This window comes from Arthrobacter bussei (assembly GCF_009377195.2).
In the GTDB taxonomy this organism is placed as follows: domain Bacteria; phylum Actinomycetota; class Actinomycetes; order Actinomycetales; family Micrococcaceae; genus Arthrobacter_D; species Arthrobacter_D bussei.
Genome location: NZ_VJXX01000005.1, coordinates 220,934 through 237,871, shown reverse-complemented (window position 1 = coordinate 237,871; position 16,938 = coordinate 220,934). Strand labels below are relative to the sequence as shown.

The following is a 16,938-nucleotide window of genomic DNA, read 5'->3' as shown; positions in this document are numbered from 1 at the left end:
AACACATGTTCTAATACTGCTATGCGGTGGGAAGGCCAGAGAGTCACGGAGCAGGGTGACAGTACCTTTGCGGAACCGAGCCTCCTGCCGCTCGCGGGTCTCGTCCGCACGGTGAGGACCCCGGACTTCGCGGGCATCACCTTCCACGAGGTCGCCGCCAAATCGGTGCTCAACAAGGTCCCGCCGACCTCGTCGATGCCCTTCTCGTGGACGATCAATCCCTTTCGTGGGTGCTCCCACGCCTGTGTCTACTGCTTCGCGAGGAAGACCCACAGCTATCTGAACCTGGACACCGGGCTCGATTTCGACGCGCAGCTCGTCGTGAAGATCAACGCCGCGGAGGTGCTGGCCCGCGAACTCGCCAGGCCCTCGTGGAACCGCGACCATGTGGCCCTCGGGACGAACACGGATCCGTACCAGCGCGCGGAGGGCCGGTACCGTCTGATGCCCGGGATCATCTCCGCCCTCGCGGAGTCGGGAACGCCGTTCTCCATCCTGACGAAGGGCACGCTCCTGGCCCGGGACATCCCCCTCCTCGCGGCGGCGTCGCACTCGGTGTCCGTCGGTGTGGGTATCTCGCTCGCGCTGATGGACCCGGTCCTCGCGGAGTCGATCGAGCCGGGCACCCCCGCACCGAAGGCGCGTCTTGCGCTCATCTCACGGCTGCGTGACGCCGGACTGCCCTGCGGGGTGATGGCCATGCCGATCCTGCCGTGGCTCACCGACGGCGACGAGTCCCTCGACCAGCTGTTCGGCGCGCTCGCCGCCGCCGGTGCGACCGGGGTCAGCGCGGGCCCCCTCTACCTGAGACCCGGGTCGCGGGAGTGGTTCATGCAGTGGCTCTCCGCGCATCACCCCCGCCTCGTGTCACGGTACGAGGGCCTGTACAGCAGCGGGAGCTATGCCTCCAGGGAGTACCGCGACTGGCTGTCGGGACGGATCCGTGTCTTCAGGCGGAAGCATGGCCTCACCGCGGGCGCCGGGTTCTTCCGGAACCTGACGCCGACCGAGCTCCCCGCACCAGCCACTCCCGGCACCCCCGGCACCCCCGGCTATAAGGGCACGCGAGCACCGTCCGACGCCCGGACACCGGCTCCCCCTCCGGTTCAGGCGACACTCTTCTGACCAGCGGCCTGGCCAGCCGGCCGGGCGACCCGGCGGGTGGGGCCGGACAGGTCCGTTCCACGAACCCCGGCACCCGCCCGGCCGCCGGTTGACGGGTCGACCGGTCAACCGGTCACTGAGCGCACCACTCGTGCCGGAGAACCGACGACGACGGCGTTCTCCGGCACGTCCCTCGTCACGACGGCAGCCGCTGCGACGACCGCGTTGTCCCCGATGGTGACCCCGGGAAGGATGATCGCGTTCGAGCCGACCCAGACGTTCCGGCCGATGATGATCGGGGCGGGGATCATGTCGGCGCGCCTGCCGGGGTCGAGGTCGTGGTTGAGGGTTGCCATCACCACGTTGTGCCCGATCAGGCAGTCGTCCCCGATGACCACCCCGCCCTGGTCCTGCAGCTTGCATCCGGCGTTGATGAAGATGCGTCGCCCCAGGGTGATGTTCCGGCCGAACTCCGAGTAGAACGGCGGGAACACCGTCACGGATTCGTCGACCGGCCTGCCGGTCAGCTCGGACAGCAGCACCCGGACGCGCGCCGGGTCCTTATAGCCATCGTTGAGTTCGCCCGTGATCCGCAGGGCGTCCTGGCTCACGGCGTGCATCACCTCGTGCAGAGGTGAGTCGCCGGTGATGGTCTCCCCGGCATCCAGTGCGGCGAGTAGATCGTCGAGTTCCATGTTCTCTCCTTCGGCAGGTCAGGGTCTCCGGCGTCGGATCGAACCGTCGACGTCGGGCAGCAGGCTCAGGACACCCGGCGTGCAGCCGCCTCGGCTCGTAACGCGGTGAGGATCGGACGGTCTGCCGGGATCCACGGCAGGGCTTCCAGCTCGTGGGAGGGGTCCAGGAGGACCCACCGCACCTCGTCGTGGTCCTGGAGGGGCGCAGGCTCGCCGTCCGCGACCTCGGCCAGCCAGACGCGCATCGCGGCTACAGCATTGAGCTGCCACCCCTGGTGGCCCGGACCCTCGATCTCGGAGCCCAGGACGGCCCGGATGCCCAGTTCCTCCTCGAGCTCCCGCAGGAGCGCTGCCTCGCAGGTCTCCCCCGGCTCCACCTTGCCGCCCGGGAACTCCCACATCCCGGCGAATTCGGGCGGCGCCGTCCGCCGGGCCACGAGGAGTCGGGTCGGCTGCAGGAGGGAGTCCACGACGGCGGCTCCCACGATCTGACGGAGAGGATCCGTTGCTGGTTGCGTCACCCGGGAAGTCTATCGAGTGCGCTCAGCTCTCCTCGGGCGAGGCCAGGCCGTCGCCCGTCGGCGCCGTCCGGCGTTCGGGGTCGTCCCCGCGCCGGTATTCACCATGTGGGCTCAGTCCGGGCACCTGCTGGCCGGCATTGAGTTCCATCGAGGTGTAGGACTCGTCGGAGAAGTCCGCAGCGCTCTCGGACTCGGGCTCTGCAGGCAGGTTGATGTCCTCGCGAAGATGCTCGCTATGGGGTAATTGGGAGGGGTGGGGTGTCCAGCTCATCCCCCGATCACATCATCAGCACACGGGATCGGCCAGCTGGGGTCGACTGCACCCCGGGGCTTGACGAGCGGCGCAGCTCGGTCTCTGGACCGGCCCATCACGCAGGGTCCACCGGGCAGGGTCCACCGGGCAGTCTCCGCTTCATGGCCTGCCCCATCCCAGGAAGCCGGCGAACGAGCGTGACGCAGGACGAGCCGCGGCCTCATGCTGATCGGTGATGCCGCCGCGGGGAAGGTTGGTCACGCGGACCGCCTCGGAGACGACGTCACGGAGATCGCCCCTCCTCGACAGTGCTGCACGCTGGCGGCGCGCTCCGGTTCCGCGGGCGAGGAGCTGGCGCAGCAGGGACTCGGCGATCTCGGCGTCTCCCTGGTCCCTGAGGACAGGACGCACGTGCTGCAGGAGGGCGAGCGCCACGTCGCCTGCATCCTGCGGAGTGGCCGTCACCGGATGCAGGAGCCGTCCGTCCATACCGAAGCGGCCCGCCCGCCATGAAGCCATCCTGACGGTCGCGGTGGGTATCTCGAGCGGCGGCACGCCCGCGTGCCACTCGCGTGCGGCGGTCTCGACGAGTCCGCGGGTCAGGAGCGCGATCAGGACGGCGTCGTCGGAGTACAGGCACACGTCGCTCACGCGCACCTCGACCGTGGGGTACTGGTGGTTCAGGCGGGCGTCGAAGTAGATCTGCCGGAGATCCACGGGTACGGCGGTCTCGAGGAGGGCCTCGACCGTCGCGTGGTACCGCTCCGCCGTACCGAAGAGATCGCACGGCCCCGCCATCGGCCAGCGCCCCCAGGCCTGGGACCGGTAGCTGGCGTACCCCGTGTCCGCTCCGTTCCAGTACGGCGAGTTGGTCGACAGTGCCAGGAGTACCGGTAGCCACGGGCGGATGCGGTCGAGGACCGCCACACCCTCGTCGTCGTCCTCGACAGCCACATGGACGTGGCACCCGCAGGTCACCTGATCGCTGGCAGTCAGGGCGAAGCGCTCGCGTACCTCGTCGTACCTGCTGCCGGGAGAGGCGAGCGGGAGGACCGGCTGCGGGGACGTCGCGAGGGCGGCGACCCGTGCACCCACCCGAAGCGCCGTCTCGTCGGCGAGCGTGCGGCACCTCGCGAAGTCGAGGGCGAGGTCGTTGACATCCCGGTGCGGTCGGGTGGCTGTTTCGAGCTGCTCCTGCGTGACTTCACACGTCAGACGATCGTCGAAGCTCTGCTCGACGACCTGCCGGCCGACAGGCCTCGGCTCTCCCGTCACCGCGTCGACGAGAAGGAACTCCTCCTCGATACCGAAGGTCCTCATGGCTACATACCCGAAGGTGAAGCGGATTGCGTCCGGGCGCGTCGCGCGAGGACCTCTACGAGTATCTGCATGTCGAACTCCTGAGCAGGAAGACGTGTCAGGGCCGCTGCTCAACCAAGATTCCGTCAGTAATCGTAAGGTTGCTGATTTCTTGGTGGCAAACCCGTCCCGACGAACGTTTCCCTTGCATTTCCCGACCCCGGAGCCCCTCGCCTAGGCTTGAAGGGGAACGACGACGTCACCTGTCGCCGTTCCGCCCGGCGGTCGTCCCGTCCCGGGCCTCCGGCGACCGGGCCGACCGTTCCCGACAGACTCCGCCGCTAGGACACCCATGACTGACACCCCTGCCCAAGGTCCACCCTCCCAGCGCCTGTCGCGCCGCCGGTTGAACCTCGCCATCGCGGCGCTGGCGGTGGGCGGCTTCGCCATCGGCACCACCGAGTTCACCATCATGGGACTCCTCGAGCAGATGCGCGCGGATCTCGGCGTCGACTACGCCGAGGGGGCCACGTCATCTCGGCCTACGCGCTCGGTGTGGTGATCGGTGCGCCGGTGCTCGCGACCATCGGGGCGAAAAAACCGCAGCGCACCGTGGCACTGGCCCTGATGCTGGTCATCACGCTCGCCAACCTCTCGTCCTACTTCGCCTCCGGCTTCGGGTGCATGCTCGCGTCACGCTTCCTGTCCGGCCTGCCGCACGGCGCGTACTTCGGCGTCGCAGCCGTCATCGCCGCGACACTCGCCGATCCGGCGAAGCGAGGCCGTGCGATCGCCATGGTGATGCTGGGTCTCAGCATCGCGAATGTCGTCGGCGTCCCGTTCGCCACGTGGCTCGGACAACAGTTCGGGTGGCGCACCATGTTCCTGCTGGTGGGCCTCATCGGCATCGCGACCCTGGTCTCCATCCGCGCCTTCGTACCCGACATCCCCGTCCGGCCCGGCGCGAGTATCCGCACCGAACTTGGCGCGCTCCGCCGTCCGCAACTGTGGATGACCCTGCTCATCGGGATCGTCGGCTTCGGCGGCTTCTTCGCCGTCTACTCGTACATCTCGCCGATCATGACCGAGGTCGCAGGACTGGAGTCCGCGCTCCTGCCGCTCGTCGTCGCGCTGTACGGGCTGGGGATGGTCGCCGGCAACATCCTGGGCGGCCGGCTCGCCGACCGGTCCATCATGGGCAGCATCTACGGCGTCATGGCGAGCATCACGATCGTCCTCCTGCTGTTCCCCGTGGCCGCCGGCGCGCCCTGGTCCGCCTGCCTCTTCGTCTTCCTCGTGGGGACGAGTGGCTCGACGCTCATCCCGCCGCTGCAGGCACGGCTCCTCGATGTCTCCCCCGGGGCTCCCTCACTCGCCTCATCGATGAACCACTCGGCGCTGAATACGGCGAATGCTCTCGGGGCAGCGGTCGGCGGAGCCGTCATCACGGCCGGGTGGGGCTTCACGTCGCCGGCGCTCGTCGGCGCGGGCCTGGCGGTTCTCGGCCTCGGCGTGGCCGTCCTGAGCGGCCGCATGGATCGACGGGACACTCCGGCCCCTGACGGCGGATCGACCGGGCGGCCCGAGGCACCGGTGACAGCCGGGATGCCGGAAGCGGGTTCGACCGCGGAGGGCGTCCGCGTCCCCTGACGAGTGAGGCGCCCGGTCCCTGCCGCGGGCATCACTCCTGCCGGCATCACCGCATGGGTGGAAGCCCGGCGTCGTTCCCGCCGGCCCGGGCCCAGCACCCGCCCTCAGCGTTGTGCGCGCGCCGAGGCGTAGAGGCACACCGTCGCAGCCGTTCCGACATTGAGGCTCTCGGCCCTGCCGTAGATGGGGACGGCGACACGGGCGTCGGCGGCAGCGGAGACCTCCTGGGCCAGACCCTGCGCCTCGTTGCCGAACAGCCAGGCCGCGGGCTGCTCGAGGCGCACCTCGGAATCCTTCGTCCGGATCCCGCCCGGCTCGGCCGTCGAGGTCCCTGCCCCTGAAGCGAGGTCCGGCCCGGCGGTGCGCGTGGCACCACGCCTGGCGGCACTGGCGTCCTGCAGGTCGTCGAGGCTCGTGCTCCCGTAACCGTCGGCGGCGAGGACGGCCAGTCCGGCGGCCCGCAGTCGATCGGCCAGCCCGTCGAGCTCCGCGCCGATTACCAGCGGGAGGTGGAAGAGGGATCCGACCGTGGAGCGGACCGTCTTCGGGTTGTAGGGATCGACGCTCGCGCCGGTGAGGATGACCGCATCGGCACCTGCGGAGTCTGCTGCGCGGATGATCGTGCCGGCGTTCCCGGGGTCCCGCACTTCGACCAGCACGGCGACGAGGCGCGGGCGCGCCGCGAGCACGTCGTCGAGGGAACTGTCGACGAAGCGGCAGACCGCGATGAAACCCTGGGGTGTCACGGTCGAGGACATCGCCGCCAGGACGTCGGGACTCACCAGCCGAGCCGTCGGTGTGTCGTCGGAGGCCAGGAGTGCGGCGACGTCAGGATGCCGGTCGAGCGCCTCGGCGGTCGCGTAGACATCGATGACCACCCCGGAGGCGCCGTCGTCGTTCCGCTGCTGGTGCAGCCGGAGGGCCTCACGGACGGCCTGCGGCCCCTCGGCGAGGAACTCCCGCCGCCTTAACCGGGACGGACGCCCGGCCAGGCGTGCCACCTCCTTCACCCGATCAGCGTGGGTGTTGGTCATCAGTGGCGCCTGGGGGCGTCCGTTCACAGTCATCGTGGACCGGGTGCGCGAGCCTGGGCCCGCGGCAGCCGATGTGCCTAGGCCGAGGCCTTCAGCGGAGCCGACGTGTCGGCCGGCAGGGCGTTCTTGGCGATCTGGACGAGCGCGGCGAACGCGGCTCCGTCGGTGACCGCGAGATCGGCGAGCATACGGCGGTCGACCTGGATCTCGGCAGCCTTGAGGCCCTGGATCAGGCGGTTGTAGGTAAGGCCGTTGGCGCGGGACGCAGCGTTGATGCGCTGGATCCAGAGGCGACGGAAGTCACCCTTGCGCTTGCGGCGGTCGCCGTAGCTGTAGACGAACGAGTGGAGCAGCTGCTCCTTGGCCTTGCGATACAGGCGCGAGCGCTGTCCACGGTAGCCCTTGGCGCGTTCGAGGATGACGCGACGCTTCTTGTGGGCATTGACTGCCCGCTTCACACGTGCCACGTGTGTACTCCTTTGCTTCTTCGGTCACGGCCGCAGCCGCAGCGCGGCACCTGGGGTGCCCGTGCTTTCCCGAGGGGGTGGATTGGTGGTTAGATGCCCAGCATCTTCTTGATGACCTTGGTGTCGGCCTTCGAGACGATCTGGTCGCTCGCGAGTCGACGGGTCAGGGTCGAGGACTTGTGCTCGAGGTAGTGACGGCGGTTCGCCTGCTGGCGCTTCAGCTTTCCGCTACCGGTCAGCTTGAAGCGCTTCTTGGCTCCGCTGTGGGTCTTCATCTTCGGCATGGGAACCGATCTCCTTCTCGTAGCCGGGGCGGATGCACCCGGAGGTCGGCACCCGGGGGTGCCTGCTGGTTGTCGAACGTACCCGGGGGAACGGGGGCCGGAGCCCTTATTCCGTGCTTCCGGGCTTGGGACGGCTGGTCGGGCTCTTGGGAGGAGCCGTCCGGCCGGCAGGCTTGGGGGTCGCCGAAGGCTTCGGCGCACCCGGCTTGGGCATGGCGGACGGCTTTGCAGCCGCCGCAGGCTTCGGTGCCGCCGCAGGCGACGGCGCTGGAGCCGTGGCAGGCCTCGGGGCCGAGGGAGCTGCAGACGCGGGCCGTGGCGTCGTGGACGCGGTCCGCGGTGCTGAGGATGCCGGCCGCGACACGGAGGACGCCGGCCGCGACGACGCAGGACGCTCGGTCGAGGTACGGGCCGGCGCAGAGCGCGGTGCCGACGTCGAGCGTGGTGCCGACGTCGAGCGCTCAGGAGCAGCCTTCGGTGCAGCGGCCCTCGGTGCTTCCGTCGTCGATCCCTCACGTCCCGTCGCCTCGGCCGCAGGAGCGTCGGCAGTCGTCGACGTTGCCTCCGGGACCACCTCGGCAACCGGAGCAACCGGAGCCTCGGGCTCGGTGTTGACCGTGTACCCCTCCGGCAGGAGATCGGCGAGCGACTGCGTGAACGGTGCGTTGTCGCTACCCGAGGTGTCGACCCGACCGGTGTCGACACCGGACTTCGCAGCCTCGTTGGCGGCCTTCGCCTCGGCACGCTGCGTGGCGCGACGGGCTTCGGCCTTCGCCTCGGCCTTGTTCTTCGTCGGTCCGATGACCATGACCATGTTGCGTCCGTCGATCCGCGGTGACGACTCGACCACGCCGACCTCCGCCACGTCCTCCGCGAACTTCTGGAGCAGGCGGATACCCATCTCGGGCCGCTGCTGCTCACGTCCACGGAACTGGATCATGGCCTTGACCTTGTCGCCGGCTCCGAGGAAGCGGATGGCGTGGCCACGCTTGGTCTCGTAGTCGTGCGTGTCGATCTTCAGGCGGAACCGGATCTCCTTGAGGACCGTGTTGGTCTGGTTCTTCCGCGCCTCGCGGGCCTTGACGGCCGCTTCGTACTTGTACTTACCAAAATCCATGAGCTTGGCCACCGGAGGCTTTGCCTGCGGTGCTACCTCGACCAGATCCAGGTCGGACTCGGCGGCAAGTCGGAGTGCGTCCTCGATACGGACGATTCCTACCTGTTCGCCGGCAGGTCCAACCAACCGCACCTCGGGGACGCGGATACGATCATTGATTCTCGGCTCGCTAATGTGTGACTCCTGTAGGTGCTCTAACCGAAACCGCCTGCAGACGAAAGAAGGCCTTCCATTGCATGCGCAATCGAAGGCCTCGGAAACCGGTACCGGATGACCGGAGGAAGCGTGAGCTTCCTGCACATCCATCATCAGGACCGACCAGGGGACCCGGCTACCTGCAATGCTGCCGAAGGCTGCACCAGGCAAACGCGGGTGGGAGAGGACTCCGCTTGCAGACCGGCCAGCTTCAGCGCGCTCCTTACAGAGCACAGCGAGTAACGATGACCGGTTGGTCTATGCCAAGCTTACCAGTATGAACACGCCACACGACAATCCGCCGCACTCCCCCGATGCCGACGCCGCGGCCCCTACCCGGCGTAGCTTCACGGAGGAGAACCAGAACCCCCTGGACGGTGGGTCCGACAGCCACGGTCACGGCCACGATCGCGGACCCGCGGACGGTCCGAGCGACACCGAGCAGGACGTCCGGCGTCAGATGCGCGACATCTCCGAGGTGGCTGCGGTGGAGGTCATCGTCACGTCGGCCGTGCACCTCATGAGCGCGGCAGCGGTGAAATGCGGTCTCGGGCACGAGGAAAACGCGGAGCAGCTCAAGGACCTCGACGAGGCCCGCAAGCTCATCACCGCTCTCGCCGGCTTCGTCACCGCTGCCGCGCCGGAGATCGGCTCTCAGCACGCCGGTCCGTTGCGCGACGGTCTGCGGTCCCTCCAGCTCGCCTTCCGCGAGGCGTCGATCATCCCCGATCCGCCGGGGCAGGGCCCGGGCGAGAAGTACACCGGCCCGGTCAACTGACGCATCGCACCGCCCGCGAGACCCGGCATGACGAGGGCCCGCACCGTTCGATCGGTGCGGGCCCTCGTCATGTCCGTCGGACACCCGAACCGCTGCGTGGGCCGCGCCTTCAGCCGCTCGGGTCCTAGCGGCCGGCGTGCGCCGACTCCGCCGTGGCCGGACGGCGGGCCAGGTCGCTGACCGTGAACCCGACGAGGCCGATCAGAGAGGACACGACGCCGACGGCGATGAATCCGCCCCAGGGGCCCGTGGCGTCGATCAGCAGACCGGCGACGGGGGCTCCGAGCGCGACGCCCGACGTCAGTGCGGATCCGTACCACCCCATCGCCTCCCCCCGCCGGTCCTCGGCGACGAGATCAGCGACCTTCTCCGATGCAGCAGACAGGACCGGGGCACACAGCAGGCCGGCGGGGATGGAGAGGAGCGCGAGTTCCAGGGTCGAGTCCGCGAAGGCCAGGGGCAGCGTCAGGAGTGCCATGCCGAGCAGGAGAAGGGACGGCGGTACGGGTCGGTGGAGCGCCCCGTAGAGCAGTCCGCCCACCACGGAGGCCGCACACCACGCGACGAACACGAGGCCGAGTTCGCCTTCGTCGCCGGACAGCTCGAGCGCGGCGACGATCCCCACCTCGGTCCCCGAGAGCACGAGCCCGGCGCCTGCTGCGACCACCATGACGATCAGGAGCGGGAAGGTCAGCCAGGGCAGAGCGCGGCGCACGCCCCTGCGCAGGAGCGAGGCTCGGGCTCCCGGCGACGCTCCGGTGTCCCGGGTACCGATGAGATCGGCTGCAGCCTCTCCGACGCCGGACGGCGCGGCAGCGGGCACCGTGGCGGCGTCGGGCAGTTGCTCGGACCGCGTCGGCGGATTGAACCACATGAGGAACAGGCCGGCCGACGCGGTGGCGATCCCGATCAGCGTCAGCCCGAGGACCGTCGAGACCTGCGTGGCGAGGACGACGCCGACGGCCGGTCCTGCCATGAAGACGACCTCCGTCGAGATCGCGTCGAGCGTGAACGCGGTCCGGCGCCGGTCCCCCTCGACCAGCACGCCCAGCGCCTGCCGGATCACGGAGAACGCCGGGAGCGTGAACAGCCCGCCGACGAGCGCGGCGACCAGGAGCCAGGGATAGGGCAGGTGCGGCGCGACGGACCAGATGACCGCCTCGGCGACGACCGAGGGGATCAGCGCGCGGCGCAGACCCGCGCTGTCGATCCGGCGTCCGCGCCAGGGCGCTCCGACGGCGATCCCGATGGTGACGACGGCGGCGACAGCGCCGGCTTCCGCATAGCCTCGATCGAGGGTCTGCACCACGTGGAGGGTCAGCAGCACACCGGCCGCGGAGTGCGGGAACCGGGCGATCATGCCGACGATCAGCAGGGTACGGACGGAGCGGATGCGCAGCAGGTCCCGGTATACGGCGAAGTTCACAAGTCGTCTTCCTGGCCGACACTCCCGTCAGCCCATGAGTTTGATGTCGAGCGAGTCGACCCGTTCCACGAAATCCGGGAGACCCAGAAGGGTGGACCTGAGGGCGGTGACGGCCTCGCGGACGCCCTCCGCGGGCAGGCCCGGTCGTAGCCGCACGTCCATCCGGAGTTCCGGGCCTGGCCCTCCTCCGGAGGCAATGCTACCGTCGGCAGCCCGGCTGAGGACGCCTGCGGCGGGCCGGAGAGCCACCGACAGGATCTCTTCCTGACCGGCGGCGGCGGTCTCCACGAGCGTCACCAGTGCAGGGTCCTCGTAGGACGGCGTCCAGGCGACCTGCTGGGCCAGTGCCCACACCGCTGGGCGTCGGACGACCACGGTCAGTGCGGCGCCGGGATCGAGCACCAGCAGCTCGGCGCCGTCGGCGGCCGCCGCGAGGGCAGCCCTGGAGGCATAGGCCGCGACGGGCCGTGCCTCCGGATGCCAGCGCTCCAGGGCCCCGGTGGACGAGAAGACCGGCAGCGCCTTCCGGCCGTCGGGCGCCGTGAGCGTCACGAGAGCCATGTCCGCTTCCTTGTCGGAGTGCAGAGCGCCCTGCGGTACTGCGGACCCGGCCGCATTTTCCGCTTCCCCCGTGACGGTGAGCTGCGCGACGATCGGGATGAAGACGCGCGCCGTTGCGAGTGCTGCGAGGACCCGGCGCTCACCCGGACCCGGCTGGTCCACCGGCCCTTCCGTCGCCGCCGGGCCCCCGAGCAGTCCAGCCACGGCCGCGACCAGCCCTGGATCGGCGGACCCGTCGTCGTCGTCGAACGCGTGGAGTGGGTTGTCAGGACCGGACAGGTCCCGTCCGGCCCATGGACGGCCCGCGGAGTCCGCGGTGTTCCCGCCGTCGGGGCCGTCCTGACGGCCGGCGAGGGCCGCGGCGATATGTGCGGGGAGGCGCCTGGCCGTCACGCGTCTGCGCCGGGCATTCCCGCCACGTCGAGGGCCTGCGGGAGCGTGAAGGCGCCGGCGTAGAGCGCCTTCCCGACGATCGCGCCCTCCAGACCGTGCGGCACGAGGTCCCGCAGTGCTGCGATGTCGTCGAGGCTCGAGATGCCGCCGGAGGCGACGACGGGTCGTGTGGTCCGGGCGAGGACCTGCTGGAGGAGTTCGAGATTCGGTCCGCGCAGGGTTCCGTCCTTCGTCACGTCGGTGACCACGTATCGCGCACAGCCGGCATCCTCGAGCCGCTGCAGCACCTCCCACAGGTCACCACCCTCCTCGGTCCAGCCGCGGGCCGCGAGCGTGGTGCCGCGGACGTCCAGGCCAACGGCGACGGCGTCGCCGTAGCGCGCGATGGCGAGTTGGGTCCACTCGGGGTTCTCGAGCGCTGCGGTGCCCAGATTGACGCGCGTCGCGCCCAGTTCCAGCGCGGCATCCAGTGAGACGTCGTCCCGGATACCGCCCGAGAGCTCCACCTTGATGTCGAGGTTGCGGACCACGCGCTCGAGGAGGTCCTTGTTCGAACCGCGCCCGAAAGCGGCGTCGAGGTCGACCAGGTGCACCCACTCGGCGCCTGCCTCCTGCCAGGCGAGGGCGGCGTCGAGCGGATCGCCGTAGCTGGTCTCGCTACCGGCTTCGCCCTGCACGAGGCGCACGGCCTGGCCGTCGGCGACGTCGACGGCCGGAAGGAGTTCGAGCGTGGGTGATTCGGTGAAGGGGCTCATGGGTGCGGTGTCTGCTTTCGTCGGTACGGGAGGACCACGGGGTCGATGGACGGATGCCCGGTCAGTCGCCGGGAAGGGTGAACAGGTAGGCGGCGACGAGCGAGAGGCCCGCCAGGACGAGGAAGGCGATCCAGACCCATCGGGGGAAGTCCTGCCCCCGGAGCGAGAAGGCACCACCGATCAGGACGCCGGCCACCCCCATGAGCACGAGGCTCAGCACGCGGTCACCGCAGGCCGTCGATCCAGTTCCGCAGGAGGTGCGCCCCTGCGTCACCCGACTTCTCGGGGTGGAACTGGGTGGCGCTGAGGGGTCCGTTCTCGACGGCGGCGATGAACGGACCACCGTGGTTCGACCACGTGACCTGGGGAGGCTTCATGGCGGGCTGCGTCACGTCGAAGGACCAGTCCTGCACGCCGTAGGAGTGGACGAAGTAGAAGCGCTCGTCGCGGATGCCGTCGAACAGGACGGTGTCCTCCGGTGCCTGGACGGTGTTCCACCCCATGTGCGGGACGACGTCGGCCTTGAGCCGCTCGACGACTCCGGGCCACTCGGCCATCCCTGGCGTACGCACACCGTGCTCCACCCCCTCGTCGAACAGGACCTGGAGCCCGACGCAGATGCCGAGTACCGGCCGGCCTCCGGCGACCCGGCGGCCGATCATGCGCAGGGCATCGACGTCCTTCAGGCCCTTCATGACGGCCTGGAAGGCGCCCACCCCGGGGACCAGCAGCCCGTCGGCGTTCAGGACGTCGTCCGGCTTGGCGCTGAGGAGGACCTCCGCGCCCACGTGCTCGAGGGCACGCACCACCGAACGGACGTTGCCGGAGCCGTAGTCCAGGACGGTAACGGTCCGCGCGCTCACAGGGCCCCCTTGGTGGACGGGATGCCCTCGACCCGCGGGTCGGGCTCGACGGCGGCGCGGAGCGCCCGGGCGACGGCCTTGAACTGTGCCTCGACGATGTGGTGGGGATCCCGGCCGGCGATCACCGTGACGTGGAGACAGATCCGGGCGTGCAGCGCTATCGCCTCCAGCACGTGGCGCGTCAGCGACCCCGTGAAGTGCCCGCCGATCAGGTGGTACTCCTGACCCGCGGGCTCTCCGCCGTGAACGAGGAAGGGGCGGCCGGAGATGTCCACGACGGCGTTCGCCAGCGCCTCGTCGAGCGGGACGGTCGCCTCGCCGAAGCGGCGGATCCCGGCTTTGTCGCCGAGCGCGACGAGCAGGGCCTCGCCGATCGCGATGGCAGTGTCCTCCACGGTGTGGTGGACGTCGATGTGCGTGTCGCCGGACGAGCGGATGGTGAGGTCGATGAGTGAGTGCTTGGACAGCGCCGTGAGCATGTGGTCGAAGAACGGGACCGTCGTGTCGATGGTGGACACGCCGGTGCCGTCCAGGTCCAGTTCCACGAGCACGCTGGACTCACTGGTGACGCGCTCGATCCGGGCCGTGCGGCCGCGGGGGGCATCTGCAGTCATGTCATTCCTTCTGTGCGCTGCCGGGCTTCCGGGCGCTGGTCGACGAATCAGGCGCAGGGGGCGGCCCGGCTCCGCCCACTGGACGGGTGCCGCGATCCTGCCCCTCAAGTCTAGGAGAACAGGCGGGGCCGCGAAGCCCTACAGGAGGTTCTTCAGCGCCGAGAGGAACAGGGTCGTCTCCTCCTCGGTCCCGGCCGTCACCCGCAGCGACCCCGGTATGCCGACGTCACGGATCAGCACCCCGGCCTCCAGCAGGCCTTCCCAGACACGGTGCGGGTTCTCGAGGCCCGTGAAGAAGACGAAGTTCGCGTCCGACGGCGCCGGCGTCAGCCCGAGCGCCTGCAGTTCCACCACGATCCGGTCCCGCTGCACCTTGATCGCCTCGACATTGGACAGCAGCGTGGTGGCGTGGGTCAGGGCCGCATTGGCCGCCGCCTGTGTGATCGCGGAGAGGTGGTACGGGAGGCGCACCAGGCGGAGGGCGTCGGCGATCTCCGGTGCGGCGGCAAGATAACCGATCCTGGCCCCGGCCAGGGCGAACGCCTTGCTCATGGTTCGCGAGACGAGCAACCGGGGCCGGCCGGGCAGCAGGGTCAGGGCGCTGGCCGTCCCCGTCTGGGCGAACTCGCCGTAGGCCTCGTCCACGATCACGATCGCCCGGGAATCCTTCCCTGCCTCGTAGACCGCCTCGACGACATCCAGCCCGAGCGCGGTCCCGGTCGGGTTGTTCGGGGAGCAGAGGAACACGACGTTGGCACCGGAGTCCTGCACGGCGCGCGCCGTGGCGTCAGGCGTCATGGCATAGGCGGCGTCGCGGGGCGCGGTGACGTACCGCGTTCCGGTTCCACTGGCCAGCAGCGGATACATCGAATAGGTGGGAGGAAAGCCGATCGCCGTCCGCCCCGGCCCACCGAACGCCTGGAGGATCTGCTGCAGCACCTCGTTGGAACCATTGGCCGCCCAGAGCTGGTCCGGCGTGAGCCCGTGGCCGAGGTAGCGCGCGAGGTTCGTCCGCAGCTCCGTGAACTCACGGTCCGGATAACGGTTCAATCCCTGCGCGGCCGCATCCACGGCGGCGACGATCGCGGCGTGCACATCGGCCGGAACGCCGAAGGTGTTCTCATTCACGTTCAGGAGGACGGGGACATCGAGTTGCGGTGCGCCGTACGGGTGCAGCCCCACGAGATCATCGCGGAGGGGCAGGTTTGCTAGGGCATCGACGGTTGAAGGCACTCGCCCAGTTTAAGGGAAGGCCTCTCCGCCGACGAATGCGACCGGAGTGGGTCAGGAGCACCGAGCCGTGGGGTCGGCACCTCCGGGCATCTGGAAGAAGCGATTCAGCCCCGGGACGGGATGGAGAGGCTCTGGCCGGCGTGGATCACCGACGTGCCCAGATTGTTCAGCTCGACCATCTCGCCGACGACCTGACGCGTGTCACGCTCCGGTGCGTACTGAACGGCCAGGTCCCAGAGTGTCTCGCCCGCCGCGACGTCGACCTGGACGACGGCGGACGGCGCAGGAGCGTCCACCCCCGCCTGCGCCTGGGAGGTGAGGAACGCTCCGAGGAGGACCAGCGCCGCCACACCGAGGGCGATGGGCAGGCCTACCAGCAGCAGGCGGCCGCGCCTCGTCAGGGTGAGAGGCCGTGCTGCCGGCGACGTGTCGGTGACGGTGCCTTCGGAACCCGAGAAGCCCGCAGTCCGCTGCGTGGACGTACGGACCCGGGCAGGATCGGCGTCGAACGTCGAGGGAACGACCCGGAGATGGGATGCCGCCCGTGCAGGCGTCAGCGCCCACAGCGCCGTGCTGCCGTGCAGAACTGTTGCTTCAGCCATGTCCATTCCCACTTTCTTCGAATGTACGGACGCGCCCGATCAGCGTGTTCGAACACATGTTCTAATTCGTCTGGTCCTATTTCTAGCACTCAGTGACGACCGCTGTCGAGACTCGCTCGAACATATGTTTGATAAGTGCCCCGGTCTGTCCTAGCGTGAACGTGACAGGAGAACACCGGTGACGTCGCTGCTTCCGCGCAACGGCGGCCCCGATGAACCCAAGACAATCACCCGCCACTGACACAATCGCTTCCGGGACAACCGGAGGCGGGAGGGCGGAACCGACGGGACGGACAGTCCCAGGCGAAAGGCTCACCGTGGCGGAACGAACACCGGCAGCTCGACAGGATTCGAACACCGTCGACGCCCCGACCGACGTCGTGCCCCTCAGCCCGAGCCGCGGCAGGCCGCGCGGCCGGTCCGTGTCCAAAGGACTGACGGCCCGCCAGCTGACCATCCTGGAGACCATCCAGCGGTCGATCGCCGACAAGGGGTATCCCCCGTCCATGCGGGAGATCGGCGACACTGTCGGTCTGGCGAGCCTGTCGAGCGTCACGCACCAGCTGTCGCAGCTCGAGCGCCTCGGCTATGTGCGGCGCGACCCGAAGCGGCCCCGTGCCATGGAGGTCCTGCTGCCGCTGACACTTGCTGCGGAGACGCCGAGTGACGGGGGCTCCTCCGCGTCAGGCACGGCCCCGGAGCAGCAGTTCGCCGTCGACACGGCGCTCGTGCCGCTCGTCGGCCGCATCGCGGCGGGTGGCCCGATCCTCGCCGATCAGGTGGTGGAGGACGTGATGCCCCTCCCCCGGCAGCTCGTGGGCCACGGCGATCTGTTCATGCTCAGGGTCTCCGGGGACTCGATGGTCGACGCCGCCATCTGCGACGGCGACTGGGTGGTGGTGCGGCGTCAGCAGAGCGCCCAGAACGGCGACATCGTGGCTGCCCTGCTGGACGACGAGGCGACGGTCAAGACCTTCCGCCAGCGCGACGGCCACACGTGGCTCCTGCCGCAGAACACCCGCTACGAGCCGATCCTCGGCGACCACGCGAGCATCATGGGCAAGGTCGTCTCGGTGATGCGGGCGCTCTAGCCC

The 16,938-nt window shown here is 69.5% G+C and carries 19 protein-coding genes and 1 pseudogene; 4 read left to right on the top strand and 16 right to left on the bottom strand.

Annotated elements, in window-relative coordinates; translation table 11 throughout:
- Nucleotides 1-21 precede the first annotated feature (21 nt).
- Nucleotides 22-1,125: an Rv2578c family radical SAM protein gene (locus FNH21_RS14370; RefSeq protein WP_152816729.1), complete on the top strand. Its 1,104-nt coding sequence runs from the start codon at nucleotides 22-24 to the stop codon at nucleotides 1,123-1,125.
- A 104-nt stretch (nucleotides 1,126-1,229) separates the two neighbouring features.
- Here FNH21_RS14370 and FNH21_RS14365 read toward each other — a convergent pair whose 3' ends face one another.
- From FNH21_RS14365 to FNH21_RS14350, 4 genes are all read right to left on the bottom strand, one after another.
- Nucleotides 1,230-1,799, bottom strand: a complete 570-nt coding sequence (locus FNH21_RS14365) for a DapH/DapD/GlmU-related protein (protein ID WP_152816728.1) — start codon at nucleotides 1,797-1,799, stop codon at nucleotides 1,230-1,232.
- A 65-nt stretch (nucleotides 1,800-1,864) separates the two neighbouring features.
- A complete protein-coding gene (locus FNH21_RS14360) occupies nucleotides 1,865-2,320 on the bottom strand; it encodes an NUDIX domain-containing protein (protein ID WP_338403294.1) in 456 nt (151 codons plus the stop codon).
- A 22-nt stretch (nucleotides 2,321-2,342) separates the two neighbouring features.
- Entirely contained in the window at nucleotides 2,343-2,591 is a 249-nt protein-coding gene (locus FNH21_RS14355) for a hypothetical protein (RefSeq protein ID WP_152816727.1), read from the bottom strand.
- 141 nt (nucleotides 2,592-2,732) lie between these two features.
- Entirely contained in the window at nucleotides 2,733-3,893 is a 1,161-nt protein-coding gene (locus FNH21_RS14350; RefSeq protein WP_152816726.1) for a glutamate--cysteine ligase, read from the bottom strand.
- Between the two features lie 331 nt (nucleotides 3,894-4,224).
- On the opposite strand from FNH21_RS14350, the pseudogene FNH21_RS14345 reads away from it, so the two are divergent.
- A pseudogene (locus FNH21_RS14345) lies at nucleotides 4,225-5,522 on the top strand (MFS transporter).
- Between the two features lie 104 nt (nucleotides 5,523-5,626).
- Here FNH21_RS14345 and FNH21_RS14340 read toward each other — a convergent pair.
- From FNH21_RS14340 to infC, 4 genes are all read right to left on the bottom strand, one after another.
- The gene (locus tag FNH21_RS14340; protein WP_152816725.1) at nucleotides 5,627-6,589 is read right to left on the bottom strand and encodes a TrmH family RNA methyltransferase; all 963 of its coding nucleotides are present in this window, start codon (nucleotides 6,587-6,589) and stop codon (nucleotides 5,627-5,629) included.
- A 44-nt stretch (nucleotides 6,590-6,633) separates the two neighbouring features.
- Nucleotides 6,634-7,023: a 50S ribosomal protein L20 gene (gene rplT / locus FNH21_RS14335; protein WP_055772447.1), complete on the bottom strand. Its 390-nt coding sequence runs from the start codon at nucleotides 7,021-7,023 to the stop codon at nucleotides 6,634-6,636.
- An 89-nt stretch (nucleotides 7,024-7,112) separates the two neighbouring features.
- Nucleotides 7,113-7,307 carry a 50S ribosomal protein L35 gene (rpmI, locus tag FNH21_RS14330; RefSeq protein ID WP_055772451.1) on the bottom strand — a complete coding sequence of 65 codons (195 nt, stop codon included), beginning with the start codon at nucleotides 7,305-7,307 and terminating at the stop codon, nucleotides 7,113-7,115.
- Nucleotides 7,308-7,413: 106 nt separating this feature from the next.
- On the bottom strand, nucleotides 7,414-8,556 hold the full coding sequence (gene infC / locus FNH21_RS14325; RefSeq protein ID WP_422108788.1) for a translation initiation factor IF-3: 1,143 nt from the start codon (nucleotides 8,554-8,556) through the stop codon (nucleotides 7,414-7,416).
- 340 nt (nucleotides 8,557-8,896) lie between these two features.
- Here infC and FNH21_RS14320 point away from each other — a divergent pair, with 340 nt between their 5' ends.
- Nucleotides 8,897-9,397 carry a DUF1844 domain-containing protein gene (locus FNH21_RS14320; RefSeq protein WP_422108787.1) on the top strand — a complete coding sequence of 167 codons (501 nt, stop codon included), beginning with the start codon at nucleotides 8,897-8,899 and terminating at the stop codon, nucleotides 9,395-9,397.
- Nucleotides 9,398-9,521: 124 nt separating this feature from the next.
- On the opposite strand, the gene FNH21_RS14315 is transcribed toward FNH21_RS14320, so the two are convergent.
- The 8 genes from FNH21_RS14315 to FNH21_RS14280 form a co-directional block, all read right to left on the bottom strand.
- A complete protein-coding gene (locus FNH21_RS14315) occupies nucleotides 9,522-10,823 on the bottom strand; it encodes an MFS transporter (RefSeq protein WP_191932007.1) in 1,302 nt (433 codons plus the stop codon).
- Between the two features lie 27 nt (nucleotides 10,824-10,850).
- Nucleotides 10,851-11,777: an SseB family protein gene (locus FNH21_RS14310; protein ID WP_191932006.1), complete on the bottom strand. Its 927-nt coding sequence runs from the start codon at nucleotides 11,775-11,777 to the stop codon at nucleotides 10,851-10,853.
- Nucleotides 11,774-12,532 carry a bifunctional 1-(5-phosphoribosyl)-5-((5-phosphoribosylamino)methylideneamino)imidazole-4-carboxamide isomerase/phosphoribosylanthranilate isomerase PriA gene (priA, locus tag FNH21_RS14305; protein WP_055772462.1) on the bottom strand — a complete coding sequence of 253 codons (759 nt, stop codon included), beginning with the start codon at nucleotides 12,530-12,532 and terminating at the stop codon, nucleotides 11,774-11,776. Before priA ends, FNH21_RS14310 begins: the two co-directional genes overlap by 4 nt.
- A 61-nt stretch (nucleotides 12,533-12,593) precedes the next feature.
- Nucleotides 12,594-12,752 carry a hypothetical protein gene (locus tag FNH21_RS14300; protein ID WP_191932005.1) on the bottom strand — a complete coding sequence of 53 codons (159 nt, stop codon included), beginning with the start codon at nucleotides 12,750-12,752 and terminating at the stop codon, nucleotides 12,594-12,596.
- 4 nt (nucleotides 12,753-12,756) lie between these two features.
- A complete protein-coding gene (gene hisH / locus FNH21_RS14295; protein WP_055772465.1) occupies nucleotides 12,757-13,395 on the bottom strand; it encodes an imidazole glycerol phosphate synthase subunit HisH in 639 nt (212 codons plus the stop codon).
- Nucleotides 13,392-14,009 carry an imidazoleglycerol-phosphate dehydratase HisB gene (gene hisB / locus FNH21_RS14290; RefSeq protein WP_152816724.1) on the bottom strand — a complete coding sequence of 206 codons (618 nt, stop codon included), beginning with the start codon at nucleotides 14,007-14,009 and terminating at the stop codon, nucleotides 13,392-13,394. Before hisB ends, hisH begins: the two co-directional genes overlap by 4 nt.
- 138 nt (nucleotides 14,010-14,147) lie before the next feature.
- On the bottom strand, nucleotides 14,148-15,242 hold the full coding sequence (locus FNH21_RS14285; RefSeq protein ID WP_191932004.1) for a histidinol-phosphate transaminase: 1,095 nt from the start codon (nucleotides 15,240-15,242) through the stop codon (nucleotides 14,148-14,150).
- Between the two features lie 104 nt (nucleotides 15,243-15,346).
- On the bottom strand, nucleotides 15,347-15,844 hold the full coding sequence (locus FNH21_RS14280; RefSeq protein WP_152816723.1) for a LysM peptidoglycan-binding domain-containing protein: 498 nt from the start codon (nucleotides 15,842-15,844) through the stop codon (nucleotides 15,347-15,349).
- Nucleotides 15,845-16,224: 380 nt separating this feature from the next.
- Between FNH21_RS14280 and lexA the strand changes: the two genes are divergently transcribed.
- Nucleotides 16,225-16,935: a transcriptional repressor LexA gene (gene lexA / locus FNH21_RS14275; RefSeq protein WP_191932020.1), complete on the top strand. Its 711-nt coding sequence runs from the start codon at nucleotides 16,225-16,227 to the stop codon at nucleotides 16,933-16,935.
- Nucleotides 16,936-16,938: the final 3 nt, after the last annotated feature.

Bases quoted from the DNA above. Each gene is read 5' to 3' on its own strand.
- FNH21_RS14350 (WP_152816726.1), bottom strand. From the start codon at position 3,893: ATGAGGACCTTCGGTATCGAGGAGGAGTTCCTTCTCGTCGACGCGGTG.
- FNH21_RS14280 (WP_152816723.1), bottom strand. From the start codon at position 15,844: ATGGCTGAAGCAACAGTTCTGCACGGCAGCACGGCGCTGTGGGCGCTG.
- FNH21_RS14320 (WP_422108787.1), top strand. From the start codon at position 8,897: ATGAACACGCCACACGACAATCCGCCGCACTCCCCCGATGCCGACGCC.
- FNH21_RS14370 (WP_152816729.1), top strand. From the start codon at position 22: ATGCGGTGGGAAGGCCAGAGAGTCACGGAGCAGGGTGACAGTACCTTT.
- hisB (WP_152816724.1), bottom strand. From the start codon at position 14,009: ATGACTGCAGATGCCCCCCGCGGCCGCACGGCCCGGATCGAGCGCGTC.
- FNH21_RS14355 (WP_152816727.1), bottom strand. From the start codon at position 2,591: ATGAGCTGGACACCCCACCCCTCCCAATTACCCCATAGCGAGCATCTT.
- FNH21_RS14340 (WP_152816725.1), bottom strand. From the start codon at position 6,589: ATGACTGTGAACGGACGCCCCCAGGCGCCACTGATGACCAACACCCAC.
- priA (WP_055772462.1), bottom strand. From the start codon at position 12,532: ATGAGCCCCTTCACCGAATCACCCACGCTCGAACTCCTTCCGGCCGTC.
- FNH21_RS14365 (WP_152816728.1), bottom strand. From the start codon at position 1,799: ATGGAACTCGACGATCTACTCGCCGCACTGGATGCCGGGGAGACCATC.
- rpmI (WP_055772451.1), bottom strand. From the start codon at position 7,307: ATGCCGAAGATGAAGACCCACAGCGGAGCCAAGAAGCGCTTCAAGCTG.